The 24,663-nt window shown below is 69.6% G+C and carries 23 protein-coding genes and 3 pseudogenes; 15 read left to right on the top strand and 11 right to left on the bottom strand.

Annotation, left to right across the window (positions count from 1 at the left end):
* Positions 1–22 precede the first annotated feature (22 nt).
* From ACFZBT_RS34120 to ACFZBT_RS34100, 5 genes are all read left to right on the top strand, one after another.
* Positions 23–544, top strand: coding sequence for a hypothetical protein (locus ACFZBT_RS34120; RefSeq protein WP_391112074.1), 522 nt, complete (start codon positions 23–25; stop codon positions 542–544).
* 251 nt (positions 545–795) lie between these two features.
* On the top strand, positions 796–1,647 hold the full coding sequence (locus tag ACFZBT_RS34115; protein WP_391112071.1) for a UbiA family prenyltransferase: 852 nt from the start codon (positions 796–798) through the stop codon (positions 1,645–1,647).
* Between the two features lie 113 nt (positions 1,648–1,760).
* A complete protein-coding gene (locus ACFZBT_RS34110; protein ID WP_391112068.1) occupies positions 1,761–2,843 on the top strand; it encodes a 3-oxoacyl-[acyl-carrier-protein] synthase III C-terminal domain-containing protein in 1,083 nt (360 codons plus the stop codon).
* Complete coding sequence (locus ACFZBT_RS34105; protein ID WP_391112065.1) at positions 2,840–3,358, top strand: isoprenylcysteine carboxylmethyltransferase family protein; 519 nt, start codon at positions 2,840–2,842, stop codon at positions 3,356–3,358. Before ACFZBT_RS34110 ends, ACFZBT_RS34105 begins: the two co-directional genes overlap by 4 nt.
* A gap of 10 nt (positions 3,359–3,368) precedes the next feature.
* A complete protein-coding gene (locus ACFZBT_RS34100) occupies positions 3,369–4,424 on the top strand; it encodes an FAD-dependent monooxygenase (RefSeq protein WP_391112062.1) in 1,056 nt (351 codons plus the stop codon).
* A 70-nt stretch (positions 4,425–4,494) separates the two neighbouring features.
* Here ACFZBT_RS34100 and ACFZBT_RS34095 read toward each other — a convergent pair whose 3' ends face one another.
* Together ACFZBT_RS34095 and ACFZBT_RS34090 are read right to left on the bottom strand one after the other, a co-directional pair.
* Positions 4,495–4,917, bottom strand: a complete 423-nt coding sequence (locus ACFZBT_RS34095) for a DUF350 domain-containing protein (RefSeq protein ID WP_391112059.1) — start codon at positions 4,915–4,917, stop codon at positions 4,495–4,497.
* A 123-nt stretch (positions 4,918–5,040) separates the two neighbouring features.
* On the bottom strand, positions 5,041–7,548 hold the full coding sequence (locus tag ACFZBT_RS34090; protein ID WP_391112056.1) for a SpoIIE family protein phosphatase: 2,508 nt from the start codon (positions 7,546–7,548) through the stop codon (positions 5,041–5,043).
* A gap of 205 nt (positions 7,549–7,753) precedes the next feature.
* Here ACFZBT_RS34090 and ACFZBT_RS34085 point away from each other — a divergent pair, with 205 nt between their 5' ends.
* The 6 genes from ACFZBT_RS34085 (at position 7,754) to ACFZBT_RS34060 (ending at position 14,983) form a co-directional block, all read left to right on the top strand.
* Positions 7,754–8,632, top strand: a complete 879-nt coding sequence (locus ACFZBT_RS34085; protein WP_391112053.1) for an oxygenase MpaB family protein — start codon at positions 7,754–7,756, stop codon at positions 8,630–8,632.
* Positions 8,633–8,739: 107 nt separating this feature from the next.
* On the top strand, positions 8,740–10,701 hold the full coding sequence (locus tag ACFZBT_RS34080; protein ID WP_391112050.1) for a spermidine synthase: 1,962 nt from the start codon (positions 8,740–8,742) through the stop codon (positions 10,699–10,701).
* 282 nt (positions 10,702–10,983) lie between these two features.
* On the top strand, positions 10,984–11,133 hold the full coding sequence (locus tag ACFZBT_RS34075) for a hypothetical protein (RefSeq protein WP_391112047.1): 150 nt from the start codon (positions 10,984–10,986) through the stop codon (positions 11,131–11,133).
* Positions 11,134–11,447: 314 nt separating this feature from the next.
* Positions 11,448–12,476 (top strand): hypothetical protein, encoded by a 1,029-nt coding sequence (locus tag ACFZBT_RS34070; RefSeq protein WP_391112044.1) that lies wholly within the window; start codon positions 11,448–11,450, stop codon positions 12,474–12,476.
* A 937-nt stretch (positions 12,477–13,413) separates the two neighbouring features.
* Complete coding sequence (locus ACFZBT_RS34065; RefSeq protein WP_391112041.1) at positions 13,414–14,079, top strand: DUF6234 family protein; 666 nt, start codon at positions 13,414–13,416, stop codon at positions 14,077–14,079.
* Between the two features lie 69 nt (positions 14,080–14,148).
* Positions 14,149–14,983 (top strand): IS5 family transposase gene (locus tag ACFZBT_RS34060; RefSeq protein ID WP_391112038.1). Its coding sequence is split into 2 segments (ribosomal slippage): positions 14,149–14,516 and positions 14,515–14,983, totalling 837 coding nucleotides; the frame shifts between segments, so codons are not numbered across the junction.
* Positions 14,984–15,002: 19 nt separating this feature from the next.
* On the opposite strand, the gene ACFZBT_RS34055 is transcribed toward ACFZBT_RS34060, so the two are convergent.
* The 3 genes and pseudogenes from ACFZBT_RS34055 to ACFZBT_RS34045 form a co-directional block, all read right to left on the bottom strand.
* On the bottom strand, positions 15,003–15,602 hold the full coding sequence (locus ACFZBT_RS34055; RefSeq protein ID WP_391112035.1) for an ElyC/SanA/YdcF family protein: 600 nt from the start codon (positions 15,600–15,602) through the stop codon (positions 15,003–15,005).
* 104 nt (positions 15,603–15,706) lie between these two features.
* Positions 15,707–16,237 (bottom strand): transposase, encoded by a 531-nt coding sequence (locus ACFZBT_RS34050; protein ID WP_391112032.1) that lies wholly within the window; start codon positions 16,235–16,237, stop codon positions 15,707–15,709.
* A pseudogene (locus ACFZBT_RS34045) lies at positions 16,234–16,774 on the bottom strand (transposase). Before ACFZBT_RS34045 ends, ACFZBT_RS34050 begins: the two are co-directional and overlap by 4 nt.
* Before the next feature lie 101 nt (positions 16,775–16,875).
* Here ACFZBT_RS34045 and ACFZBT_RS34040 point away from each other — a divergent pair.
* The 3 genes from ACFZBT_RS34040 (at position 16,876) to ACFZBT_RS34030 (ending at position 19,127) form a co-directional block, all read left to right on the top strand.
* Positions 16,876–17,726, top strand: a protein-coding gene (locus ACFZBT_RS34040) for an IS5 family transposase (protein WP_391112186.1) whose coding sequence is annotated in 2 segments (ribosomal slippage) — positions 16,876–17,238 and positions 17,241–17,726 — 849 coding nt in all. Because the reading frame shifts where the segments join, the coding sequence is not laid out codon by codon here.
* Between the two features lie 131 nt (positions 17,727–17,857).
* Positions 17,858–18,316: an SMI1/KNR4 family protein gene (locus tag ACFZBT_RS34035; protein WP_391112030.1), complete on the top strand. Its 459-nt coding sequence runs from the start codon at positions 17,858–17,860 to the stop codon at positions 18,314–18,316.
* A 91-nt stretch (positions 18,317–18,407) separates the two neighbouring features.
* Positions 18,408–19,127 (top strand): class I SAM-dependent methyltransferase, encoded by a 720-nt coding sequence (locus ACFZBT_RS34030; RefSeq protein ID WP_391112027.1) that lies wholly within the window; start codon positions 18,408–18,410, stop codon positions 19,125–19,127.
* Between the two features lie 9 nt (positions 19,128–19,136).
* On the opposite strand, the pseudogene ACFZBT_RS34025 reads toward ACFZBT_RS34030, so the two are convergent.
* From ACFZBT_RS34025 to ACFZBT_RS34015, 3 genes and pseudogenes are all read right to left on the bottom strand, one after another.
* Positions 19,137–19,993, bottom strand: a pseudogene (locus ACFZBT_RS34025) (IS5 family transposase).
* 38 nt (positions 19,994–20,031) lie between these two features.
* Positions 20,032–20,442 (bottom strand): hypothetical protein, encoded by a 411-nt coding sequence (locus ACFZBT_RS34020; protein ID WP_391112024.1) that lies wholly within the window; start codon positions 20,440–20,442, stop codon positions 20,032–20,034.
* A 3-nt stretch (positions 20,443–20,445) separates the two neighbouring features.
* Positions 20,446–21,339, bottom strand: coding sequence for a DUF6192 family protein (locus ACFZBT_RS34015; protein WP_391112021.1), 894 nt, complete (start codon positions 21,337–21,339; stop codon positions 20,446–20,448).
* Between the two features lie 950 nt (positions 21,340–22,289).
* Here ACFZBT_RS34015 and ACFZBT_RS34010 point away from each other — a divergent pair.
* Positions 22,290–22,991 (top strand): restriction endonuclease, encoded by a 702-nt coding sequence (locus tag ACFZBT_RS34010; protein WP_391112018.1) that lies wholly within the window; start codon positions 22,290–22,292, stop codon positions 22,989–22,991.
* Between the two features lie 53 nt (positions 22,992–23,044).
* Here ACFZBT_RS34010 and ACFZBT_RS34005 read toward each other — a convergent pair whose 3' ends face one another.
* The 3 genes and pseudogenes from ACFZBT_RS34005 to ACFZBT_RS33995 form a co-directional block, all read right to left on the bottom strand.
* A complete protein-coding gene (locus ACFZBT_RS34005; RefSeq protein WP_391112015.1) occupies positions 23,045–23,428 on the bottom strand; it encodes a peptidoglycan-binding protein in 384 nt (127 codons plus the stop codon).
* Positions 23,429–23,797: 369 nt separating this feature from the next.
* A complete protein-coding gene (locus ACFZBT_RS34000; RefSeq protein ID WP_391112013.1) occupies positions 23,798–24,457 on the bottom strand; it encodes a hypothetical protein in 660 nt (219 codons plus the stop codon).
* A 127-nt stretch (positions 24,458–24,584) separates the two neighbouring features.
* A pseudogene (locus tag ACFZBT_RS33995) lies at positions 24,585–24,663 on the bottom strand (IS5/IS1182 family transposase); the annotation flags it as partial.

The raw sequence follows: 24,663 nt of genomic DNA, 5'->3' as shown, positions 1-24,663 counted from the left end.
CCGCCGGCGGGCAGTCTGAACCATGTCTACGGAAGGTGGCGTTGTGCCCGGAGTCCAGGTCTGCTCGCTCAAGGTCGACACCCCTCAGCTCATCGCGCCGGGAACCACGTACAAGATCGTGCGGTTCCCCTTCGGCGCGGCGGAGCCGACGGACGCCTTCGAGATGCACCAGGCCGCCCAGCCGGACGGTTACGTGGTGAGCAACTGGGCGACGGACGACCGCAGCGGTCTGATCTGGCCGTCCAAAGCCGGCTGGGGCCATCTGTACGCGATGATCCAGTGGGAAGCCGCCGGCGGCTCGGGCGGCTACACCGAACTGCGCGACCAGTACGTCCGTGACCCGCTGGGCCTGACGCCCAACCCCAACGACACCACGGCGACCGAGCACCGCACGCCGACCCCCGGAGGCCAGTACTACGTCAAGAACCACGGCATCTTCGTCGCCCCGGGCACCCCGGTCGCACTCCGCGTCACACACAACGACGCCGCCTCCCGCCTCCTGACCCTCGCCGAGTTCAAGCTCGTGATCCACGACGCCGCCTAGCGTTCCGGGCACGCCGTTCCACCGGATGCCGGACCACCTCGTGTGAGCGGACGGGCAACGTGGGACCGATGCTCCATGCGCATCGTGCTCACCGGCCCGACCGGACACACCGGCTCCGCCGGACGCCGCCCCCGCGCCGAGGGCACGCACACCCTCGGCGGTCGCCCGCGGCGGCCGCCCGGCGGCCCCGACGCATCCGACACGGCGACCCGTCGGACACCTCAGGCACCAGAAGCGGCACGGCGATTCCGGTGACCGCCGACGCCGCCGACACGGCCGATCCGACCCCGGCGGGCCGCAGACCGCCCCGCACGCACGCGCTGTTCACCGCCGCCCACGGCGGGCCCGCTCTGGCGGTCACCGTCATCACGTGCCTGCTGGCGCTCCGCGACGGCCTGCACCCGTTTCACGCCGTCGCCGTCACGGCGGCGGTGTTCACCGGCCAGCTCACGATCGGCTGGGGCAACGACCTGCTCGACCTCGCGCGCGACCGCGCCGTGGGCCGCACCGACAAGCCGCTGGCCGTCGGCGCCCTCCCGCCCGGCCGGGTGGCACGCGCCCTGGCCGTTGCCGCCGTCGCCTCCCTCGTGCTGTCCGCGCTCGGCGGCTGGCGCAGCGCCCTGGTCAACGTCGTTCTCGCCACCGGCGCGGGCCACGCCTACAACCTCGGGCTCAAGGCGACCCCGTGGTCCTGGGCGCCGTACGCGTGCGGCTTCGGAACGCTGCCCTCGGTCGTCACCCTCGCCGGCCCGGCATCCCACTGGGCGCCCTGGTGGATGACCGGTGCCGGCGCCGCACTGGGCGTCGGAGCGCATCTGCTCAACGTGCTGCCCGACCTCGCCGACGACGAACGCACCGGTGTCCGCGGCCTGCCGCACCGGATCGGCGAACACCGCTCACGCGTCCTGGCCGCCGTGCTGCTCACCGCCGCCTCGGCGCTCGCCGCGGCCGGTCCCGCCGGGTCTCCTCCGGCGTGGACCTGGATGGCGCTGGCCTTGGTGGCCGTCCTCGCGGTGCTCACGCTGTGCGCCCGCGGACGCGCTCCCTTCCGTGCCGCGGTGGCCATCGCCCTGCTCGACGTCGCGCTGCTGACGGCCGGCTGATGGCGCGCCAGACGTCGTGGCAGACGCCGCGACCGCCCCGGCGGCCTCCCCCCGACCGCGTCAGCCGGGTGCCCGTGGCCCCCGACGCCCGATCCCAGGAGCCAGCATTGACCATGCGCGTCCTCAGCGTCCGCGGCACCCTGCCCGAGCACCGGCACCGGCAGGAGGAGATCACCGAGTCCGTCACCACCACGCTGGCCGGGGACACGGTCGATCGCGGCGTCGTCGAGCGGCTCCACCGCAACGTGGGCGTCGAGACCCGGCACACCGTGCTCCCGCTGGAGGAGTACGGCCGGATCGAGGACTTCGGCCGGTCGAACGACGTCTTCATCCGGGCCGGCGTCGAACTCGGCGGCCGCGCGGTCGTCGACGCGCTCAAGAGCGTCGACCTCACCCCGGCCGACATCGACTTCATCGTCTCGTGCACGGTGACCGGCCTGGCCGTGCCCTCCCTGGAGGCCCGCGTCGCGGCGGAGATCGGCCTGCGCCCCGACGTGGTGCGCCTGCCCCTCGTCGGCCTCGGCTGCGTGGCCGGCGCGGCCGGCGTCGCCCGCCTGCACGACCTGCTGCGCGGCCGCCCGAACGCGGTGGCGGTGCTGATGTCGGTCGAGCTGTGCTCCCTCACGCTCCAGCGCGACGACACCTCGGTCGCCAACTTCGTGGCCAGCGGCCTGTTCGGGGACGGCGCCGCGGCCGTCGTCGCCGTCGGAAACGAGCACCCTCTCGCACGGACCGACGACCCCGCCGCCCCCGAAGTGCTCGCCTCGCGCAGCCGTCTCTACCCCGACTCCGAACGCATGATGGGCTGGGACATCGGCTCCGGCGGCTTCAGAGTCGTGCTCGACTCCGCGGTCCCCGACCTGGTGCGCCGGTACATCGGCGACGACGTCCACGGCTTCCTCGCCGATCACGGCCTGACCCGCGGCGACATCGACTGGTACGTCGCGCACCCCGGCGGTCCCAAAGTCATCGAAGCGCTGCAGGACGCCCTCGGCGTCGAGCGGGACGCGCTGAGCGTGACCTGGGACTCGCTGCGACGGATCGGCAATCTTTCCTCCTCCTCGGTGCTGCACGTCCTGGCGGACACACTCGCGAACCGACCGCCCCCGCCCGGCTCCTACGGACTCATGCTCGCCATGGGTCCCGGCTTCTGCTCCGAACTCGTGCTCCTGCGCGCCCCGGGCGGTGGGCGGTGACCGGCGAGATCCTGTTCACAATCCTGGTGCTGGCCGTGGGCCTGGAGCGGGTGGCCGAGCTGGCCGTCTCCCGCCGCAACGCCGCCTGGAGCCTCGAACGGGGCGGCGTGGAGACCGGCCGGGGCCACTACCCGTTCATGGTGGTCCTCCACACGGGCCTGCTCGTCGGCGCGCTCCTGGAGGTGTGGATCCGCCGGCCGGACGTCGTGCCGGTCCTGGCCTGGGCCATGCTCGCCCTCGTCGCGATCTCGCAGGGGCTGCGCTGGTGGTGCGTCACCACCCTGGGCCGACAGTGGAACACCCGGGTGATCGTCGTACCGGGCGCCGCGCGAGTGACCGGCGGGCCCTACCGCTGGATCCCGCACCCGAACTATGTCGCCGTCGCCGTCGAAGGACTCGCGCTGCCCCTCGTCCACTCGGCCTGGGCCACGGCGATCGTCTTCACCGCCCTGAACGGAACTCTGCTCGCCACCCGCATCCGCGCCGAGGACGCCGCCCTGGCCCGGCTGGCCTGAGGAGGCACCCATGGATCTGCTCGTCGTCGGCGGCGGACCCGCAGGCCTGGCCACGGCCCTGCACGCGGCCCGGGCAGGGCTCGACGTCCGCGTCTGGGAGCAGCGCGCCGGCATCGTCGACAAGGCATGCGGCGAGGGCCTGATGCCGGGCGCCGTCGCCGCCCTGGCGGCACTGGGCGTACACCCGCCGGGGCGCGATCTGCGAGGAATCCGCTACGTCGCGGGGCCCCGCCGGGTCGACGCCGACTTCACCTCCGGCCCGGGGCGCGGAGTACGCCGTACGACGCTGCACGCGCTGCTGCGCGAGGCGGCGCTGGCGGCGGGCGTACGCGTCGACCAGCGCACCGCACGCCATGTCGAGCAGGACCGTGACGCTGTGGTGGTCGACGGCACCCGCGCCGGCCACCTCGTGGCGGCCGACGGCCTGCACTCGCCGATCCGCCGCGCCCTCGGACTCGATCAGCCGCACCCGACCCGCCGGCGGCACGGGCTGCGGCGCCACTACCCGCTCCCTCCCTGGAGCGACCACGTCGAGGTGTACTGGTCCCGCGAAGCCGAGGCCTACGTGACCCCGGTGGCCGACGACCTCGTGGGCGTCGCGGTCCTCACCACCGCCCGCCGCCCCTACGACGACCACCTCGCCGCTTTCCCCGAGCTCAGGGAGCGACTGGCCGGGGCCGGCCCCGCCGGACCGGTGCGGGGCGCCGGCCCCTTCCGCCAGACCGCGAGCGCGCGCACCGCCGGCCGGGTGCTGCTCGTGGGCGACGCCGCAGGCTACGTCGACGCCCTCACCGGCGAGGGCATCGCCCTGGCACTCGCGCAGGCGTCCGCCGCGGTCCGGGCCATCACCCAAGGGGACCTCACGGCCTACGAGAGGGAGTGGCGGCAGCTCACCCGGCGCTACCGGTGGCTGACGCTCGCGCTCCTCGGGGCGACGAGACCGCTCCCGGCCCGCGCGGCGCTGGTGCCCGTCGCGCGACGCCTGCCGTGGCTGTTCTCCGCGGCCGTCGGCATGCTGGCGCGGCCGGCGGGGGAGCGGGCCGGGTCCGGCGGGCCGACCGGATAGCGGTCGGCCCCCTGCCGGACGCTCGACGTCCGGCAGGGGGCCGACAGGACAGCTCGCCGGGAGATCCGCGTCAGGCGATGGACGCCGACAGGATGGCCGACACGGCGAGATTGCAGGACGCCGTCACCCAGACCGCGGGGTGCGGCTCCGGCTCGACCAGCGCCGCGCCCAGGCGCCCCGGCGTGATCAGGTCCACCACCAGGAACGCCACGGCCATCATCACCAGACCCAGCAGCCCGAACGCGGCGGTCGAGACCAGCCCCTTGCCGAAGTCCTCGTAGGTCGTCCAGATGGACGTGAACACGATGCCGCCGATACCGAGCAGCGCGGAGCTGAGCACCATCGCGGCGTTGCGGTTGCGCTGCTCCCAGATCTGCCGGCCCAGCTTCCCGGGCGTGAGCACGTCGACCAGGACGATACCGAGGACCAGCAGAACCAGCCCCAGTCCGCCGTAAGCGGTGGCCCTGCCAAGTCCGTTGACGATGTCGATCATGGGTGGGCGGCTCCGTAGCGTGAGAGATCGTGAATGATCGCGGTCAAGGAACAGCAAAATGTAACGCACCTGTTCGGCGTCCCGACCGGCCCCCCTGGCCCGGTCCGCCGGCCCACGGCGCCGTCACACCGCGGGCAGCGCCTGCTCGCACCAGATGGTCTTGCCCTTGGTCGTCTGCCGGGTGCCCCAGCCCTGGGTGAGCTGGGCGACGAGGAGCAGCCCGCGCCCGCCCTCGTCGAAGGCCCGGGCGCGCCGGAGATGAGGGGCGGTGCTGCTGGTGTCGGACACCTCGCAGATCAGCGTGTGATCCCGGATGAGCCGGAGCCGGATCGGCGGTTGCCCGTAACGGATGGCGTTGGTGACCAGCTCGCTCACCACCAGCTCGATGACGAACGTCGCCTCCGTCAGCCCCCAGGCGTCGAGCTGCTCGACGACCAGCTTGCGAGCGCGCTCGACCTGGACCGGCTCCGCCGGGATCTGCCACGTCGCGACATGGCCCGCCGGCAGAGCGCGGGTACGAGCCAGCAGCAGCGCCACGTCGTCGGCCGCCCGGTCGGTGAGCAGGGAACCGGTCACGGTGTCACAGGCTTCCTCCAGAGACTCCGCGGGCTGCTCCAGGGCACCGCACAATTCGGCCAGCCCGACGTCGATGTCCCGGTGACGCGCCTCCACGAGGCCGTCGGTGTACAGGGCGAGCACACTTCCGGCGTCCAGTTCCAGATCGGTGGCCTCGAAGGGGAGACCACCGACCCCCAGCGGGGGTCCGACATGACCGGAGACGATGCGGGCCGTGCCGTCCGGAGCCAGGACAGCGGGCATCGGGTGCCCGGCCGTGGCCAGCGTGCACCGGCGGGAGACCGGGTCGTACACCGCGTACAGGCAGGTGGCGCCGAGGTCCGCCGAGGAGAACCAGAAGCCGTCCTCCCCTTCGTCGTCTCCGGGCTCGCCCTCGGAGAGGTGCAGGATGAGGTCGTCGAGGTGGGTGAGCAGCTCGTCCGGCGGCAGATCGACGTCGGCCAGCGTGCGCACGGCGGTGCGCAGCCGGCCCATGGCCGCGGAGGCCTGCAGACCGTGTCCGACGACGTCCCCGACGACCAGGGCGACCCGCCTGCCCGACAGCGGGATCACGTCGTACCAGTCACCGCCGACCCCGGTCCGCGTCCAGGCGGGCAGGTAGCGGGAGGCCACCTCCACGGCCGTCTGGTAGGGCAGACGCTGCGGCAGCAGGTGACGCTGCAGCGCCAGCGCGGTGGACCGCTCCCGGGTGAAGCGCCGCGCGTTGTCGACGGCGACCGCCGCCTTGGCGGCCAGCTCCTCGGCGAAGGCGACATCGTCGGGCCCGAACCGACCGGGCCGGCTGCGCCAGAAGTCCACCGTGCCCAGAGTCACCCCTCTGGCCTGCAGCGGCGTCCTGATCCGGGAGTGGATGCCGTACGCGAGGACACGCGCCGCCGCCTCCGGCTGGTCCGACGCCCACTCGGTGCTGTTCCGGAGGTCCGCGTCGAGCCGGGCCCCGCCGGAGAGCGTCGCCCGCGCCTCGTGCGGGGGCGAGACCCAGTCCGCCGGGCCCGCCAAGGGGGCATCGTCCCTGACCCCGTCAGCGGCCACCCGGCGCAACCGCGTATCGGCTCCGGCGGTCGGCTCGTCGCCGCGCAGAACCGGTTCCAGCAGGTCCACGGTGGTGAAGTCGGCGAACCCCGGAACCGCCACCCGCGCCAACTCGCGTGCCGTCTGCTCCACATCCAGCCCGGTGCCCACCGACACACTCGCCCCGTACAGCAGCTCCAGCCGCTTGTACAGGAACTCCAGACGCTCACGCGCTTCCTCGGTCCGCGCGCGGCTGTCCTGCAACGATTCCGCCATGGTGTTGAAGGACGCCGCCAGCGCGGCGACCTCCTCCACCCTGCTGGAGGGCACCTGTACCTCCAGGTCACCCTTCGCCAGTCGCCCGGCCGCCGCGGCCGCGCGCCGCAGCGGCCGCACGATGGCCCGGTGCTGGAGCACGGTGAGTGTGACGATGAGCCCGGTCAGTCCGGCGAGCCCGGCGCACGCCACGACCACCGCCCGCTGGGCGCTGGAGTCCGTGGCGTCCTGACGATCCTGGAGTTCGGCCCGCTCATCGGTGATGTACGTGGTGAACCGGGCCCGCAGCGCGTCCACCCGCCGCTTGCCCTCAGCCGTCACCGCCGGACTCGAGGCCGCGGGGTCGTCCCGCCGGGCCGCCTCGACCAGCGGTACCGAGTAGTCCCTGATGAAGGAGCCGATGTCCCTGTTGATCTCTCCCGCGAGCCGCCGCTGCTGCGGCGAGGTCGCCGACGCCAGGAACCGCCTGGCCTCGGTCGGATAGGACTCCCGCGCCGCTTGCCAGGGCTGAAGGAAGGCCTCGTCCCGGGTGATGACGAAGCCGCGCTGCCCGGTCTCCAGGTCGATCAGATGCTGTTCCAGGGTGCTGGCGTCGGTGATGGCCTCGCGAGAGGCCCGCGCGTCGGCCGTGAAGCCGCGAGCATCACCGATGACCTGCAGCAGGACGGCGAACGCGACACCGATCAGAACCGCCAGGAAGCCGCTCGCCAGGACCGAGGTGCCCGTCAGCCCCAGGCGCCTGCTCCCGCCCCCGGGCCGTGTCCTCATGATCCGCCCACCTAGGTCGTCCGACCGCCGGCGGTGGACGCACAGGTTCCGTGCAGAACGTTCGTCGAGCAGTGTCAAGGCTAGTGGAGCCGGTCCGCCACCGCACCCGGCTGCCGCGCCCGCGAAAGGCCTCCGAACGGTGAACCGGGGCAGAAGAAGTCATAGCGGGAACTGATCCGTCCGTCGCCCTGGTCAGGAGGACGTGATGCCCAGGAGACTGCTCGCGGAAGGCGGCCTTTCGCTGCGTGACCGGATCGGCAGGGGGATCTTCTCCCGCGTGGCGGGTCCGGAGGGCCCGGGCAACCGCGCGCGCATTCACGGCACCCCCGGCCCCCGCTGGTTCGGCCCCGAGCGTCCCGTCAGGAGGGTGCACGGGGACGCCGCGATGTTCATCGGTGGTCTGTCGGCCCTGCTGCTCCAGTCGCTTCATCCCCTGGCCATGGCCGCCGTGGCCGGGCACTCGGGCTTCCGCGGCGATCCGTGGGGACGGTTGCAGCGGACCAGCACCTTCCTGGCCGTCACCACCTACGGGCCCGCCCGCAGCGCCCAGGAAGCCTGCGACCGCGTACGAGCCGTCCACGAGACGGTGCGCGGCACCACCGCCGACGGCCGGCCCTACTCCGCCTCGGACCCGCACCTGCTGTGCTGGGTGCACATCGCCGAGGTCGACAGCTTCCTGCGCGCCCACCAGCAATACGGGGCGCACCCCCTCGACAGCGAGGGACGCGACGCCTACGTCGCCGACATGGCACGCATCGCCACCGCGCTCGGCGTCCCGGACCCGCCGGTGAACGCCGCCGAACTCGCCGCCCGCCTGGCCGCCTACCGCGGCGAGCTGCGCGCCACCGAAGAGGCGCGCAGCTCGGCCCGCTTCCTGCTCCTGAACCCGCCCGTCCCGCTCCTCGCCCGCATCCCGTACGGCGTCATCGCCGCCAACGCCGTCTCCCTCCTGCCGCTCTGGGCCTCGCGCGACTTGCGGCTGCCCCGGCTCCCCGTCGCCGAGGGCCCGTGCGTCCGCCCACTCGGCACCGCCGTGACCGCGGGCATCCGCTGGGCCATGGCCCCGCCCCGCGACGCGTCCTAGCACTCACCGGCAAGGCACCTCGACTCGCCGCTCCGAAGCTGGCACTGTGCATGCGTATGAAGCGGGTCGAAACCGGGCAAACCGAAAGCTCGGTGCGCTTGAGACTCATGCTGGCCAGCAGCACCATGCTCTTCGTCGAGCTGGCACTGATCAGATGGGCGGGCGCCAACGTCGTCCACCTCAGCTACTTCTCGAACTTCATCCTGCTGGGATCGTTCCTCGGTATCGGCATCGGGTTCCTGATTCCCGCCGAGCGCGGACACTGGCTCAAACGCTGGACACCGGTCCCGCTCGTGCTTCTCGTCGTCCTGGTCCGAGAGTTCCCCGTACAGGTGCGTCAGAGCAGCGGCCAGGTCATCTACTTCACCGCGGTCAAGACCACCGGCCTGCCCGAGTGGCTGACGCTGCCCGTCATCTTCCTGCTGACCGCGGCGATCATGGCCGGCATCGGCAAGATCACCGCCGACCTCTTCCGCCTGCTCCCCTCACTCAACGCCTACCGCTACGACCTGCTCGGCAGCCTCACCGGCTCGGTGTCCTTCGCCGTACTGTCCTGGCTCCGCGCCCCCTCGGTCGTCTGGGGCGTACTCGCCGCCGTGGCCCTGCTGATCCTCGGCGGCCGGCGCGACACACTGCTCCACGCCATCCCCCTGACGGCGATGGTCGCCGTGCTGTTCCTGGAGTCGACGACGACCGGTATCACCTGGTCGCCCTACTACAAGATCCAGCTCGAACCCTCACCGACCACGACCCGGACCTACTACATCTCCGCCAACGGCGTCCCGCACCAGAGCACCGCGCCCCTCCCGGTGTTGATGCGCCAGAACTCGCCCTACCGGGAGGCCTACGAACAGACGCCCCACAACCCCCACGAACGCGTGCTGGTCATCGGGGCCGGCAACGGCAACGACGTCGCGGTAGCACTGGCATACGGGGCGGAACACGTGGACGCGGTCGAGATCGACCCCCGACTGCAGCAGATCGGCGCCCAACTGCACCCCGCGAAGCCCTACGACGACCCCAGGGTGCACGTCCACATCGACGACGGCCGGGCCTTCCTCGAGCGGACGGACACCAAGTACGACCTCATCGTCCTGGCCCTGCCGGACTCGCTGACGCTGGTGGCCGGCGCGAGCAACCTGCGCCTGGAGAGCTACCTGTTCACCCGGGAGGCCTTCGAGGCCGCACGCGACCATCTCACCCCCGACGGCGCGTTCGCCATGTACAACTACTACCGGAAGAGCTGGCTGGTCGACCGCTTCGCCGGCACCCTCGACGACGTCTACGGCCACCCCCCTTGCGTGACGACGTTCAAACGCAACGCGGCCGTGCTGGTGGCCGGCATGACCCCCGCAGACCAGTCCTGCGACCAGACCTGGCGCCCCAGCGGCACGGTCCCGGCGGCCGCGACCGACGACCACCCCTTCCCCTACCTGCTCCACCGAGGCATCCCCACCCTCTACCTGGGCGCGCTCGGCACCATGCTGCTGGTCACGCTCCTGTCGGTGCGCCTGGCCGGGGTACGCGTCAAGAACACCATCCGCTACACCGACATGTTCCTGCTGGGCGCCGCCTTCATGCTGCTCGAAACCAAGAACGTCATCGGTTTCGCGCTCTACTTCGGCACCACCTGGCTGGTCAACGCCCTCGTCTTCATCGGCGTACTCCTGGCGGTCCTGGCCGCGGTCGAAGTCCGGCGCAAACTACGGCACGTCAACCAGATCCTGCTGCAGCTTCTCCTCTTCAGCTCCCTCGCGGCAGCCTGGCTGGTCCCGGCGGAAGCCGTCCTGTCCCTGCCGTTCCCCGCCCGCCTCGCCTCCGCCATCGCCCTGGCCTTCGCCCCCATCTTCTGCGCCAACCTCATCTTCTCGGACCGCCTGGCCCTCGCCCCGGACCCGACCTCCGCCTTCGGCGCGAACCTCCTGGGCGCCCTGACCGGAGGCGCCCTCGAGTACCTGGCCCTGCTGACGGGCTATCAGACACTCCTGCTGGTCGTAGCCGTGCTGTACCTGGGTGCCGGCATCGCCATGCGCTGGGCCGGCACCGGGACGACCGCTTCCAGGACCTGAGTCCCCTCCCCGCCGAGGCACGGAGAACCCCTCACGGGCCGGCGGTCCTCCGCACCCCGGATCCGGAGAACCACTAGATGGGCGACGCCGCTCCGGAACGAGAACCTGGGATCATGAAACCCCTTCGGACAGGACTCGTCCTCACCCCGCTCGGGCCGGCCTCACAAACACGGCACTCACGCCGCCCCACACAGCACCGCTTCGACGACCACGGAGGCTCGGTCGTCGCTGCCCGCGACAGCGCCGCCCACCCCCAGGCACAGTTCGCACGACTTCTTGGCCATGAAGCACCGCCAGGAGTTCCAGGGCACCTACCTCTGGTGGAACAACACCGCGTACGTGGCTCGCACCCACCTCGACCTCCAAGCCCGATTCACCGAGCTGCATCGCGGCCTGCGGCCCACCTCAACGAGCACACGCTCGTCGGCGTAGCCCACCGGGACTACGCCGTCGACCCGCGGACGGGGCCGCCCCCCGCCCGCGACCGGCCGGAGCGAGCCCGTCCGACCCGAAGCATGCGCAGGCCGATCCAAATAATCCACGGGGCCCGACGGTGACGAGTCCGTACGGCAACTGACACACAGCCGGCACCAGCGCTCGTGCGCGAACAGATGCGACGCAGGGCCCACCTCGGTGAGATCAACTTCGCCCCTCCAGGGCTCCCCTCTCCTGATTTCCACCGTGCGCCGGGCATGGATGGGGAAGCATGCTCCTGTAACCGGCGACTCCGGCAGACAGGGTCACCCATGAACGATGCATTCGATATCGACAACCTCCGCCAGCAGGCCCGGGAGCAGTTGAGCCGCAGAATCCCACCCCGGACGGCCTGGATCCAGCAGTTCGAGACCGCCCTGCGCGCCCTGCTCGATCCCCGGGCAGACCTGTTCCTCGCCATCATGTCCGCCGCCGGAGACCCGGGCCTCGATGATCCGCAGGACGAATCGGGCCTGGAAAGAGGCTGGATCATCGGATACGTCCACGCCCCACAGGCCGGCGTGGACGCCGCCTGCCTCACGCTCAGCCCCGGCCCTGTCCGCTTCCAGACAGTCCCCTACGGTGACCTCACCACTCAGTCCACCGCCCTCGCCCGTACCGTCCCGCAGGAGACCGTCATCACCTCTGGCGAGGTCGAACGGGCCGGTGCCCTGGGAGAGGTGGCGCGATACCTCCACGACCACGCACACACACCGCGTCCAGGCCCCCAGGAAAGCGCGGAGGAGTACGCCCGCCAGTGCGACCAACGGATGCTCGCCTTGCTCTGCGCCAACGAACTCACCTTTCCCGACCGGGATCTGTCCGAGGTGGTCTGGAACGACTACGAAGCCGTGATCATCTCAAGGCAGGACCAAAGACGTCGCGAGGAACGCCGCATCCCCATGACCGTCGAGCAGTTCGCCCGCTGGATGGAGGGTACGTTCGACGAGCCGGGATTCGTCGTCCCGTCCCTCACCGGGACGGAATTCGCCAGGGCTTTGGCACTGACATCCATTCAGCCGGAGCGCCGGATGCGGCGGAACTGGCGCAGGCAACTGGTCGACGACGGCGAGAAGGGCTGGCGGATCGGCGACCGCTCCACGACCGACGAAACCCGCTCCACCACCATCCTCACCTACATCCGCCGCGACGGAACAGGCTTCCAGGAGACCACCAGCCTGTACTACGGCTCGTCGACGACCACCACCATCGAATACGACCCCGACAGGGTCTACGAACCCGCCGTGTACTCGAGCTACCTGACCACCCGTCTCTACTACACCCAGCGCGACAGGACCTGAGCGACCGGAGTGATGGGGACGCGTATCGGGGTACCTGCGCCGCCATGGCACCGGAAACTGATCACGCCGAATCCGTACGAGCCCTGCGGCAGCTGCGCAGGATCCGCACCTTTTACGCCGGGGGCGCCGCCTTGTGGGCCGCCTCGGCAGCATCGGCGGGGTGGGCAGACCCTGGAAGCCGGCAGATGTGGGTATCAGCGGTGTTCCTGGTCATCTTCACCACTCTGCTGTCCATGACGTCGCTATGGCTGTGGCGCCGGCATGCGGCCGATCCGAGCGAGCCCGCGCACCACGCCGCTCCACGAAAGATGACCCGGCGCCGCCACGCCAACGCTTAGGCCGTTTCCGATGGCTCTTGGTCGGCTGGGTGGATCTCGCAGCCGACCGGGCAGCAGCCTTCCGTGCGGCGCCACAAACTGTGACGGATACGCAGTGGCAGGAGATCGAGCCTCTTCTGACTGGTCACGGCAAGCCGGGCGAGGCAGTGGGCGGGCCACCGGAAGGTGGTCAACGGGGTGCTGTTCCGGACCCGGACCGCAGTCACCTGGCCGGACTTGCCGGAACTTCGGGCCCTGGCCCACCCGTCCCGCAAGAGCTGCAGATCGAGGCGGATGGTGGCGACCCGGACGGCGCACTGCAGGGTCTATCTGCTCTCCGACGACCGGCCCCGCCCGCTGACGTGGGAGACCTCGCCCAGGCAGCGGGGTGACAGCCCGATGTTCGCCCCGGTGCTGGACGGCTTACGCATCCGTCGGCGTGGACCGGGCCGACCGCGCAGCCGACCGGACCGCGTCCGCGGGGACAAGGCGTACTCCAGCCGCGACAACCGCGCCTACCTGCGACGGCGCGGTACCAAAGCCACCAGTTTCTGCTCCTGGACGCCCGTCGTTTCACCGATGCCCTCATCGGCACGATCAGCGATCCCGCCCTCCGCGCATTGCCACCGATCGGCGCGATCGACCAATACGTCGACTGCACCGACATCACCGACCGAAACCAAAGCGACTGCCGCATCCGCTACATCGCCGGGCTGGAGCTACCCGCTTCACCTGCCAAGGGGCCCTATGGGATGCGATGCTCAGCTCGGCCACGGCTCGGTCTCGGCCTGATGAATCGCGATGCAATGCACGGCGTCGCGTACGAGCGTGTGATCATGCGCTTCGAGCGGAGTACGCGTGTAACGCGCTTGCCGGAGAACGATGACCGCCCCGGGAAGCCTTCGGACTTGCGCGGCGACGGGTTTGCAGGTGGCTGCATAAGCCTGATCATGCTGCTCATCGAAATCCCGGTCGCCCTTCTGCTGGGGCTGTCGTCGATCATCCGTGGATGGGGGAGTGCGGACGAGCAAACAGCGGCACCCGCGATGGACTGGGTTCCGGTCCTCTGGTTCGGCGGGTTCACGTTGGGCGTGCTCGTGATCGCCGTGATCTTCCTGTGCTCCGCACATCCTTTCGCAGGTGCGGTCCAACTGCTCTTGGCAGCCCTTGCGCTGTTCTTCACGATCGCTGCTTGGCACGACCAGTACGAGCGTGCCCACCCGTCTCCGCTGCCTACTGGGGTCGGGATGCTGCATGCTCCTTCGCACCAACGGACGGACCGGTAGGACCACAACAGCTGCTGTAAGAACTCCTAACGAAATGATCTTCGAGATGGTTGGATCACTCCCAGCCTGATGATCTGGGGGTGCGGGGTGACGAGGTCGAAGCCGTGGGAAGTTAACGACGAGCTGTGGGCCGTGATCGAGCCGTTGCTGCCGAAGGTTGAACGCCGGGCCCGCCACCCCGGGCGCAAGCGGCATCCGGATCGGCTGGTGTTCCAGGGCATCCTGTTCGTGCTGCACACCGGGATCGCCTGGGAACACCTGCCGCAGGAACTCGGCTTCGGCTCGGGTATGACCTGCTGGCGCCGTCTGGCCGAGTGGACTGAGGCCGCGGTGTGGCCCCGGCTGCACGAGGTGCTCCTCGCCAAGCTCCGCAGCGCGAACGCCCTGGACTTCTCCCGGGCGGCGGTCGATGGCTCGCACATCCGGGCGTTAAAGGGGGACCAAGACGGGACGAAGCCCTGTCGACCGGGGCAGGACGGGCAGTAAGCATCACCTGATCACCGACGCTACCGGCATACCGCTCGCCGCCACCTTGACCGGCGGCAACCGCAACGACGTCACCCAGCTGGTTCCACTCCTCCAGGCCGTGCCGCCGGTGCGAGGCAAGCGCGGCCGGCCCCGGCGTCGCCCGGACGTGGTGCTGGGCGACCGCGGCTACGACCACGACAATTACCGCCGTCTTGTCTGGCATCTCGGCGTGAAGCCGCTGATCGCCCGCCGCGGCATCGAGCACGGCTCCGGTCTGGGCGCCCAACGCTGGGTCGTGGAGCGCACGTTCGCTCACCTGCACTGGTTCCGCCGCCTGCGGATCCGTTGGGAGATCCGCGACGACATCCACGAAGCCTTCCTCACTCTGGGATGCAGCATCATCTGCTGGCGCCGGCTCAAGAACCATCAGGCTTGAGCCCAGGCGAAGCGGATGTCTACAGCGGGACCCTCCGCTCTTCGGCCTTGAGGCCGCGGAGTGTCCACAGTCCGTACAGAGCCAACAACGGTTTGACGACAATCCATTCGCCAGGGCGGTAGTCCTCCGCGCGCACCAGCCTCCCTGCAAGATCAGGGCGCTGTCGCCGCAAGTACGCACGGGCCTTGAGAGCATGAGCTGGCTGGGAGGCGATCTTGATGCGATCCACGTCTTCAAGCAGTGGGATCACGTTCGTGATGTTCTCCCAGGTCGTCGCGCTTTGTTCTTCGAGGAGCACCGTGCCGTCGAAAGCAAGCACCGACTTCGCGTAGCCAGCCATCAGCTGGGCCTCAGTGGCGCCGCTGCTGGTCGCACCGCCGCTGAAGATCACCCAGGTCCCATGCGCACCGTCAGCGGCGATGGAGCGGATTCCAGCACGGACTCGCCATCGGTTGATCAAGTTCGCCGTCACTTGGGGATTCCGGTACCCCAACACCACCACGGCCGTGGAGGTGCCCCCGCTACTCCCCACGAGCGCCCGCGACCAGCGCCAGTTCAGCCACTCGCCCCAAGCCAGGGCTGCAACCCCAGCTATCGCCAATCCCGTCCTTCGCCGCATGCGGCGACTCTAGGACACCTCAGTTTCGGGCCACGAAGGAACCAGCCACGCTACACACGAGGCATTCTGTTACTGAGGTTGAACTCGTGATGTCGCTGGGTTGTTCAGGCGGGTCTGATGGTCAGGCCGGTCTCGGTGAGGCAGCCGTCTATGAGGTGGCTGCGGTACTGGATGTGCCGTAGGCCGCGTCGGATGCGCTGGACGAGGTGTTCGGGGGTGGAGAAAGCGACGTTGGAGAGCCAGCCGCGTCGTAGGAGGGACCAGATTCCCTCGACGGGATTGAGGTCGGGGGCGTAGGGCGGCAGGTCGTAGACGGTCAGCCAGTCCCGGGTCGCGGCCCATTCCCTCAGGTCGGCGGCCTTGTGGACGTTGAGGTTGTCCCAGACGAGCACGATCGGGCCGCCGAGCTGCTGGTGGGCTGCGATCAGCAGGTTCCGGTAGTCGCGCCAGGAGAAGCTCTTGCGGCCGTCGCGTGGGCCGTCGTCCCTTCGCGGCCGGTAGATCAGCCGGGAGCGGTGGCCGGGCTTGTAGCAGGTCAGCGCTGCGATGGAGATGCGTCTGCGGGAGCGGCCGCGGACCCGCACGACTGGGGTCCGGCCGCGCTGTGACCAGGTCTTCGCCTGCGGCGGCGTCATGGAGAATCCGGCTTCGTCTTCGAAGACGAGCCAGGTTCCACGGGCCGCCGCGAGTCTTCCGCGCAGGGCCACACCTCCTTGACCCCCCCGGCTACTGCCTCGTCGTTCCGTTCCATGGCCCGTCGGGCCGGGACCTGGCAGGACCAGCCGTTGCGCACCAGGAGCTTGCGCACGCCCTGGATGGTGTAGGTCAGGTGGAAGCGCCGGCCGATCACCGTCTTCACGCGGCTCAGGGTCCAGCGCTGGTCTTCCCAGCCGTGCGCGGCCGGCCCCTTCGACCAGCTCCGCCTCCAGCTGGGCGAACTGCTTCTCGCTCAGCCTCGGAAGCGACGCCGGCCCCTGTGACCGCAGAGTTCGCGGTCCGCCTTCGTCCCACATCTGCCGCCACCGCTGCACGGAGCGGACGCTGACTCGCAGGTCCTTGGCGATCACCGAGCTCGCCTCGCCCCGGGCGAACCTCTCGGCCGCCTTGAGCCGTAACTCCTCGCGGAACTGCTGCCGTTCGGCGGTCAGCCCGCCCCCTTGTGGATACCGCATGCCCCGGTGATACCGCACAGGCGACGAGCCGTCAGCCCCTACGACTCCACGAGTTCAACCTCAGTAACAGCGGCTAACACAATGAGGTGGATCAGTCCTGGTTGCCGTGTCCGGCACGGGAGTTGAGCGTTCGGTTCGGTGTGGGGACGTTGCCGTGGATCGTGTCGGATGAGTTGTGGGACCGTGTGGAGCCGCTGCTGCCGCAGCGTGAGCGCAGGTTCCGGTATCCGGGTCGCAAGCCGTTGCCGGACCGGGCGGTGCTGTGCGGGATCTTGTACGTGCTGCACACCGGGATCCAGTGGGAGTATCTGCCCAAGGACCTCGGCTTCGGGTCGGGCATGACGTGCTGGCGCAGGCTGCGGGACTGGAACGAGGCCGGCGTCTGGCAGCGGTTACACGAGATCCTGCTGGCCGAACTGAACGCGGCCGCACGTCTGGACTGGTCCCGCTGTGTGGTCAACTCCTCGCACGTCAGGGCGCTAAAAGGGGGCAGCACACGGGCCCATCGCCGGTCGACCGGGGACGAGCCGGCTCCAAGGATCACTTGATCACCGACGGACACGGCACCCCTCTCGCGGTGCTGCTGACCGGCGGCAACCGCAACGACGTCACCCAGCTCCTGCCCCTGCTCGACGCAATCCCGCCGGTCCGCGGCCGGGTCGGTCATCCTCGCCGGAAGCCGGACTCGCTGTTCGCCGACCGCGGGTACGACCACGACATCTACCGGGACCAGGTCCGCGCCCGCGGCATCGTGCCCGCGATCGCCCGCCGCGGCACCCTGCACGGCACCGGACTGGGCACCTACCGCTGGGTCGTGGAGAGGAGCTTTGCCTGGCTGCACGGCTTCCGTCGCCTGCGCATCCGCTGGGAACGGCGAGCCGACATCCACGAAGCGTTACTCAAACTCGCCTGCTGCCTCATCACCCACCGGCAGCTCGGGACATTGCGCTGACACTGGAACCGCGCTAGGCACTCCATGGATGTCCGTGGCTCATGCCATGATCCGGCCTCATGAGTGACCGATCGCTTTCGCCTGCCTGGCTGGCCTCGTGGACAGACAGAGTTTCCGGGACTCTCACGGCCATGACAGGCGAGTTCGAACATCGGCACGGCTTCCCCCCTGGGACCAACCAGGTCCGGCCGGCCGACCACGACGATCAAGCCGCGGCTCGCACGCTCGCCCAAATCACCCCTACACCAGCTGACCTGGCCACCTTCTACGAAAGCATCGGCGATGTCACCTGGGAGGACGTCGGCAACGGCCTCTTCCTCGATCCGGCCGGTGACCTCCTGCTGCGGCTCCAGGAGCACGGCATTGTCGACGTCGGCACGGACCAAAAGGCTCGTGGCCTGGTCATGGGCTCGAATGGCGGCGGCCTGATCTACGTCGCGGGGCCCGATGGGGCCGTCTACCGGACGCGGACGGCGTCGCTGGACGAACCAGAGTTCGACAAGGTGGCCGATGACCTCCGACAGTTTCTGGAGCTACTGGAGCGCTCCCTGACAAAGTTCAACGCCGACGGTGATCCTGGATACCTGTAAGCGCAGGCCTCAACGCTCATTTTGTTAGCCGCTGTAAGTGAGTGTTTTTAATCCTTCACCTTCAGAGAGGGTGTGCCCGTAGCGTGGTGGGGTGGCCAGTACTGGGAAATCGGATGAACGTAGGACGCGGATCCAGGAGGTACGTCGCCGACTCGCGCAGGAAGGGCCGCCGTGGACGCGGGACCGCGAGGCGGACTTCGAGACAGTCACGGTGCCCGAAGGTGATTGCGACCAGCTGCGCGACTTGTTGATCTCCGAGGGCGTGCAGACGATTGTCGAGGTCGGTCTCGCCTACGCCAGTTCCGCGCTCGCGATCGGCGAAGCGCTGGTCACCGTAAGCGCGCCGCGTCCCCGGCACATCATTATCGACCCGTTTCAAGAACGTGACTGGTCCAATGTTGGATGGGACCTGCTGCGCTCCGCGGGACTGGACTCGATAGCCTCGCTCATGCCCGCGCCTTCGTCGATCGCGCTCCCTCAACTCCTCACTGAAGGTCTCGTGACCGACGCGGCATTCGTGGACGGTAGCCACCGGTTCCATGAAGTCTTCGTCGATCTGTACTTCTTGCGCAAGATCGTCCGACCTGGTGGGCTGATCGTTATGGACGATGCTGGGGCGCCATCAGTGGAGGCCGCCATCCGGTACTACGAGCAGAACCTGGGGTGGACGGTGATTCCCGGCGCCTTCGCGGGCGGCACTCTGACGGCGGTTGCCGCTGATGTCACGGCCGAGCCAGCGATGCGCTGCAAGGCCATGCGCTTGCCTGACCCAGCGTTCGAGCCGCCCTTCGAGGCGTTTCACGCCTTCTAATGGAACGGCTCAGTCGATGGGCTTCGGCTTCCTCGCCCAGCCGGAGGTGGGCTTCTTCCGGGTCAGTCGCCTGGTCATGAGGGTGATGAGTGACCAGTTCAGGTGGGCCTCGGAGTGCTGCGGAAGGCGCTCGTAGTCCCGTGCGTTGCGGCGGGCGTTCATGATCCATCCCAATGTGCGCTCAACACGCCAGCGACGCGGGAGGACGACGAACCCCTTGGCACCCTTGGGGCGGGAGACGGTCTTGAGGGTGATGTGGAGGAAGTCCTCGGCCCAGTCGACGAGCTTGCCGGCGTAGGCGGAGTCGGCCCAGACCTGGGTGACCTGCGGGTGGGTGAGACGCAGTCGCCAGAGCAGTTCGCGCGCCGCATCCCGGTCCTGCATGTCGGCGGGCGTCACCATGATCATCACGGGGAAGCCCTTCGTGTCCACCGCGATGTGTCTCTTCCGTCCATTGATCAGTTTCGCGGGATCGAATCCGCGAGTTGCCCGGCTAACCGTGGTGGCCCCCTTGACCGACTGCGAGTCGACGATCAGCGTGACCGGATAGGGGCATCGCCCCAGGCCAGTGCGGAGACGACGGCGGAGCTGGTCACGGATGAAGGTGACGACGCCGCGGCGGTTCCAGCGGGCGAAAAACCCATAAACCGTCTCCCACGGAGGGTAGTCGGACGGCAGCGCGCGCCACTTCGCGCCGTTGTCGGTGATGTAGCGGATGGCGTCGACGATCTGCCGGCGGGGCCACTTCTCGGGATGCCCGCCGGTCTTGGTCTGGCAGGCCGGGACCGGCAGCAGGGGTTCGAGAAGGGCCCATTCGGCGATCGGGTGTCGGACGGGTAGCGGCGACGGCGGGCAGGGTTCGGCATGGCGGACTCGTCGATGGTGCAGAAGAAGAGGGGCGGGGTTACTTCGAGAGCTGGGCGAGGGTCGCGGTAACCCCGGTGAGCTGGGCGGATACCAGTTGGGCCCATTCGTCGTCGGGGCAGCGGGCCAGGTGCGGGGCGAGCGTGCCCGTGATCATCCGGGTGAGGCGGCCGAGGGCCTGGGCGAGCTGTTTCTTCTCGTACTCGATCCAGTCCGCGGGGTCGTCCGAGAACATGTAGCCGTCCTTGCGCCGCCAAGTGATCGGGGTGAGGTTCTCCGCGGCGCCGACATCGCGAAGGTGCCGGATACCGCGCTGGACCTGGGACTGCTTCAGCCTCGTGGCGGCAACGAGCTGGACGGTGTGCAGGCCGGCCGGCCTGGTTTCCATCAGCGCGACGCGGACCAGGTCGCCGTAGTGCTCCGACAGCGGCTGGGCCGGGCTGCGGGCCATGGCCTACTCGCCCTTGAGGAGCTGGGCGAGCTGCTCGTCGAGGGTGAACTCTCCGTTGTCGACGGCTCCTTCGAGCCAGTCGGCCGCAGCGCGGACCCGGCCGATCTGCCGCCTCACGGTCTCGCGCTCGTCGTCGGTGAACTCCTGCCCTCGCATGCGGGGGACCAGCCGGCCCAGCGTGGCCACGAAGCCGTGGCAGGTGCCCACCAGGTCGAGGTACTCGATGGTGTGCTCGATCTTGCGGACGGCCGGTGTGGTCTCGCGGATCCGTTCCCTGGTCTCCTCGGAGTTGTCGAACTGGGCGCGGTTGACGAGCATGCGCGCAGCGTCATCGCGCATCACCGTCCGGGCCACCGTCGGCCGGCGCAGCATGTCCGTGGTCACCTTCTGGGCGACGGTGTCGTCCCTGGTCAGTTCGGTGACGACCCGCATCCGGTCGGCCGGTGTGACGTGCTCGGTGACCTCCGGCCGCTTGAACAGGTCGGCCGCCACCTGGGCGGCGACTTCGTCATCCCGAGTGAGGTCGGCGACGGCCTGGACCTTCTCGTCGACCGTCACGGGGTGTTCGACCCGTTGGCCGACCAGCCGTTTCGCACCGTCCGGTGTCCACTGGCGGGCTCCGGTGCGGGGGTTGAAGGGGGCGTCCTCGATCGCCGCCCACCGTTCGGCCTCGTCCGCGACCGACGCGAGGATGCGGTGGACGGTGAACGACACCCCTTCCCTGCGTTTGTCCGCCGGCCAGCGGTTGGCGGTCCACCGCCAGTCCTCCACCGTCGTCCTGGCGACGCCGATGTCGTCTGCGAATATCTGCAACGACTCCGTCACGGTGAACAGGTCGTCCGTGCCGTTCGGCATGGACCCGCCCACCGACCTCATCGGCTCGATCTCCAACGCCATGTCACCGAGGGCGAACTGTGCCTTCGCGACCTGCGCGATCAGTTCCTTGGCCTGGTGACCATCTGTTCGTAACGCTGCCGGGTGACGTTCCCGATCCGGTCGGCCATCACGACCACCGTCCTTGCCCCGGGCACGGCCCGGCCACCCACAATGGGACCGGTCAACGAGGCGCTGGCCCCGGTCACAGTCCACGGTGGCGCGGGCGCGACACGCGGAGGCAGAGCGCGGACCGGGGGCGCTCGAAGCACCCTCCGGCCACCGCCAACCCTGCCTGCAAAACATGCGGTGTTGGCGGTGACAGCGAGGCGTTCGCCTACGGCGTTTCCGTAACACCGTTCCGCGACGCCTGCCGCTGGCGGCAGGCCCGCACCCGGCAGCGGTCCGAGCAGTACACCGCCGACTTCGACCGCTCCACCCCCACCGTCCAAGGCCGGCCGCATACCGGGCACTCCGCCCGCTTGCCCCGCTGCATCGCGATCACCCGCTGCCGGGTCCGCCGCAGCCTCCGCCACCGCCGTGACCTGCACCGACCCGAGCAGAACACCGCCTCCGCCGCCATCGACACCGGCAGCGGATCACCACACTCCCGGCAGTACCGCCGAGCCATCCCGTCAGCCGCCACGAGCCAGATCATCCAGCCGTACGCCCCTCACGGCCAGAGTTCAAAAACACTCACTCAGAGAGTATGAGCGGTCGGACGGCACGAGGGTTCGCCAGCATTCGCGGTGGGCGGCGGGCGGCCGACGGGAGATGACGATCTTAGCCATCGTCGGGTTAGCCGTCGTGGGCATGGGCAACGGCAACGTGACCCTGCCTGACGGCAACAGTCCTCGGCCCCAGCCGACGGTGCAGTACCCGATCCGGTTCGACAACGCCCCACCGCCACGGATTCAGCAGCCGCGGCCCACGGTGTCCTACCCGATCCGGTTCCCCTCGCCCGAGGGTCAGCGGTGGCCCGTCGACGGCCGCCAGCACGGCGGCGTACGCGACGGCCCAGCAGGCGGCAGCAGCAGAAGGACGCCCAGCTGATCGGCTTACTCATGGTGGCGGCCGCGGTCATCGGCCTGGTGGTCATGGTGGTCAACTGGCTGTTGGCGCACTGGTGGGTCCTGGTGGTCGCGTTGGTGCTCGCCGGGCTGGCGGGCGCCGGCTGGGTCTACAACCGACAGCAACAGGCCCGGTGGGACGTCGTACGCGCGCAGGGGCTGCGCTACGGGCTGTCTCAGCTGGACGCGCTGCACCACACCCGGTTCGAGGACGCGGTACGGGACCTGATGCGCCGGGACGGCTGCCGGGACGCCCAGCGGGTCGGCGGACGCGGCGACCTGGGGGCAGACGTGAAGGCGACCGATCCCTTCGGGCGACGCTGGGTGATCCAGTGCAAGCACCGCCGTAACGGCGCGCAGGGCTCGGCGGTCGGTACGCCGGACCTGCAGGTGCTCAACGGGACGGCGCGGCAGGTCCACGGAGCGGACGTCGCGGTGATCGTGACGAACGGCCGGGTGAGCGGCCCGGCCGTGAAGTTCGCCAAGGAGCAGCGGCTGCACGTGGTCGACCGGCAGACGCTGGCGGTGTGGGCGTCAGTGTCCCGGCCGCTGTGGGAGCTGCTGCGGGCGGTCCCGCCTCCGCGTCGCCCCTCTTCGTTGAGCTGAATTGTGGCGGTTTACCCGTCGGCGGAACGGGCCTCAGCCGTAGATGATCGCGCTCAGCGATCCACCGGCTCCCCACGCAGCCTGTCCCACGTCTTCGCACCCACGATGCCGTCGGCCTTCATCCCATGGCCCTTCTGGAGTCGCTTCACCGCAGACTCCGTTCCCGCCCCGAAGTAACCGTCCACACCCTTCGGGCCCACCGAGTAGCCGTGATGCTGGATCAGCAGCGCCTGGATCTCCTTCACCTTGGCCCCCGCATCACCACGATCGGTGTACGCCGACCCCGAGTAGTAGCCGCAGTACGTTCCGTCCACCGACGACTTGCACGCCCTCGCCTTGGCCCCAGTGGCGAAAGCTTCACTCGCCAGACCGACCGGCACCACAGCCCCAGCTAGCACGGCAGCCGTAGCCACCGACAACCCCGCACGCTTCAGCAAGCCAACACTCCATTTCAGCCCGGCGGGCCTGGCCCGCCACTTGGGACATTTGGCAACGAAGCTATCCCCGCACCGGCCGCAGAGGCGGTATATCAAAGGGGCGCACAAGAGCACACACTGCATCACCCGGCGCACAACACCCCACCGGCACGGCTCCTGAGCAGACCGCACCGCCCGCCGGGGTTGCGGGGGAGCAGCAGCTGCCGCGATGTGGCCGGCGGCGAAGAACCGGCCATAGCCGACCTCCTCTTACGCGTGCCAGGTGCGGTTCTCGAAGAGCACGGCCGCCGCCGCCCTCGAGGTCGGGCGTGAGCGCCCCGGGGCGTCCACGACGCTGTCGACAGCCCGGTCCCCACGCGTGCGCCACCGTCACCATGCGAGTCGGAGCAGCAAGGACTCGCCACGGCCCCGGCGGCGGCGGACATGGCCGCGCCAGCCTGCCATTACCGCGATCAGCGTCCAGCCCACCGTGCCGGCGATCAGGCCCTCCAGCCGACCCGCGGCGTCCACATCATCTGCCTGCTCTATGGGCACAGCTCCCTCTGGATCACGCATGATGTCGAGCTGGTCACCCACCTTCGGAGCCCACACGGCGCCGTCGAAGACCAGCTTCTCCTCCATCTCATCTCCGTCTGCGGCCCGGAGGGTGAAGCGGTGGCTGTCACTGGACGTTCCGGCCGCGCTGTCGGCCACGATTACGACACGTTCCCGTACACCGCGCAGTTCCAGTGCCGCCTCAGGCGCGTACTGCACGGCCCCGACGAGGACGAAGAGCGCTGGCACCGATGACAGGACCGTCAGCCACAGGGCCTGGTGGAGCAGAATCAGTGCCACGGCGAAGGCGAGACACAGCACCACCCCGACGGTGATGGGGATCCAATCCGACCCCAACGTCAGGTAGGCGAGGCCGGCAGTGCAAGCGGCTGTCGCCCAGCCGAAGAACACCACCGCGACAGTACGCCGCACCGACTTCCACGGTGGCACCGCCTCGACACGCGGCTCCTCCGCCCTGCCCTCCGGTGCGGTCATGCTGCCGCGTATGCCACCTGGCACTTTCGCTCCTGTGCTGCTGGTTCGGCTGCCTGCTTCCTTCGGCATGAACGCTACAGGTAGTCAGTGATCATCACGGCCTCACGCCTAGGTCGTGTCCGCAATGTCAGGGGAGCCAGAGTTGTAGGCAGGCGATGGTGACCAGGGCCTGGTAGTGGCGGGCGAGTTTGTCGTAGCGGGTGGCC

Source organism: Streptomyces sp. NPDC008137 (genome assembly GCF_042957035.1).
Lineage (GTDB): Bacteria > Actinomycetota > Actinomycetes > Streptomycetales > Streptomycetaceae > Streptomyces.
Note: the sequence above shows the minus strand (reverse complement) of the source record. Positions and strands in the feature narration are given on the sequence as shown.

What these genes read in the sequence shown, in the direction of transcription:
- ACFZBT_RS34120 (WP_391112074.1), top strand. Translation starts at nt 23, where the DNA reads ATGTCTACGGAAGGTGGCGTTGTGCCCGGAGTCCAGGTCTGCTCGCTC.
- ACFZBT_RS34080 (WP_391112050.1), top strand. Translation starts at nt 8,740, where the DNA reads ATGCTGGCCAGCAGCACCATGCTCTTCGTCGAGCTGGCACTGATCAGA.
- ACFZBT_RS34110 (WP_391112068.1), top strand. Translation starts at nt 1,761, where the DNA reads ATGCGCGTCCTCAGCGTCCGCGGCACCCTGCCCGAGCACCGGCACCGG.
- ACFZBT_RS34085 (WP_391112053.1), top strand. Translation starts at nt 7,754, where the DNA reads ATGCCCAGGAGACTGCTCGCGGAAGGCGGCCTTTCGCTGCGTGACCGG.
- ACFZBT_RS34020 (WP_391112024.1), bottom strand. Translation starts at nt 20,442, where the DNA reads ATGGCCCGCAGCCCGGCCCAGCCGCTGTCGGAGCACTACGGCGACCTG.
- ACFZBT_RS34100 (WP_391112062.1), top strand. Translation starts at nt 3,369, where the DNA reads ATGGATCTGCTCGTCGTCGGCGGCGGACCCGCAGGCCTGGCCACGGCC.
- ACFZBT_RS34000 (WP_391112013.1), bottom strand. Translation starts at nt 24,457, where the DNA reads ATGACCGCACCGGAGGGCAGGGCGGAGGAGCCGCGTGTCGAGGCGGTG.
- ACFZBT_RS34070 (WP_391112044.1), top strand. Translation starts at nt 11,448, where the DNA reads ATGAACGATGCATTCGATATCGACAACCTCCGCCAGCAGGCCCGGGAG.
- ACFZBT_RS34095 (WP_391112059.1), bottom strand. Translation starts at nt 4,917, where the DNA reads ATGATCGACATCGTCAACGGACTTGGCAGGGCCACCGCTTACGGCGGA.
- ACFZBT_RS34075 (WP_391112047.1), top strand. Translation starts at nt 10,984, where the DNA reads ATGAAGCACCGCCAGGAGTTCCAGGGCACCTACCTCTGGTGGAACAAC.
- ACFZBT_RS34015 (WP_391112021.1), bottom strand. Translation starts at nt 21,339, where the DNA reads ATGGCGTTGGAGATCGAGCCGATGAGGTCGGTGGGCGGGTCCATGCCG.
- ACFZBT_RS34035 (WP_391112030.1), top strand. Translation starts at nt 17,858, where the DNA reads ATGACAGGCGAGTTCGAACATCGGCACGGCTTCCCCCCTGGGACCAAC.
- ACFZBT_RS34055 (WP_391112035.1), bottom strand. Translation starts at nt 15,602, where the DNA reads ATGCGGCGAAGGACGGGATTGGCGATAGCTGGGGTTGCAGCCCTGGCT.
- ACFZBT_RS34090 (WP_391112056.1), bottom strand. Translation starts at nt 7,548, where the DNA reads ATGAGGACACGGCCCGGGGGCGGGAGCAGGCGCCTGGGGCTGACGGGC.
- ACFZBT_RS34050 (WP_391112032.1), bottom strand. Translation starts at nt 16,237, where the DNA reads ATGACGCCGCCGCAGGCGAAGACCTGGTCACAGCGCGGCCGGACCCCA.